The sequence below is a fragment of the Tritonibacter sp. SIMBA_163 genome, from assembly GCF_046535935.1.
In the GTDB taxonomy this organism is placed as follows: domain Bacteria; phylum Pseudomonadota; class Alphaproteobacteria; order Rhodobacterales; family Rhodobacteraceae; genus Epibacterium; species Epibacterium scottomollicae.
Genome location: NZ_JAWJBP010000163.1, coordinates 1 through 384, shown reverse-complemented (window position 1 = coordinate 384; position 384 = coordinate 1). Strand labels below are relative to the sequence as shown.

The 384-nt window shown below is 57.3% G+C and carries 1 protein-coding gene; it reads left to right on the top strand.

All coding sequences use genetic code 11. The annotated features are described in order from the left end of the window. Positions 1-187: 187 nt before the first annotated feature. On the top strand, positions 188-384 hold a 197-nt coding region (locus tag R0J92_RS21910; RefSeq protein ID WP_411053196.1), incomplete at its 3' end, for a helix-turn-helix domain-containing protein.

The following is a 384-nucleotide window of genomic DNA, read 5'->3' as shown; positions in this document are numbered from 1 at the left end:
GGCATCGCGATGACCTCGTTCCGCGCGCCTGTGGCAAGCCACTCTTTCGCGATCACGGGAAAGCGAATTACATCCCGTGCCGTGAATCCCGTTCATGGATTGTCATCGGCACCTGTAAATTGATACACCGTCGGCACTGAGGAATTGATACGCCTCGACGAAGGGATAATGGCCGCTTTGAGCGGCGATGATCTCGTACGAGGGATACATGCAGATCAGGATATTGCACAAGCAGGGCAAGAGCCTGCGTGCCATTGCTTGTGAGGTTGGCTGCTCCGTCAACACCGTAAGGCAGTATCTGGCGACGCAGGATGCGCCGACGTTTCGGCCCGCGGCGACTCCGCGCGAGTCGATACTGAAACCGTTCGAAGCCTATCTTCGGGA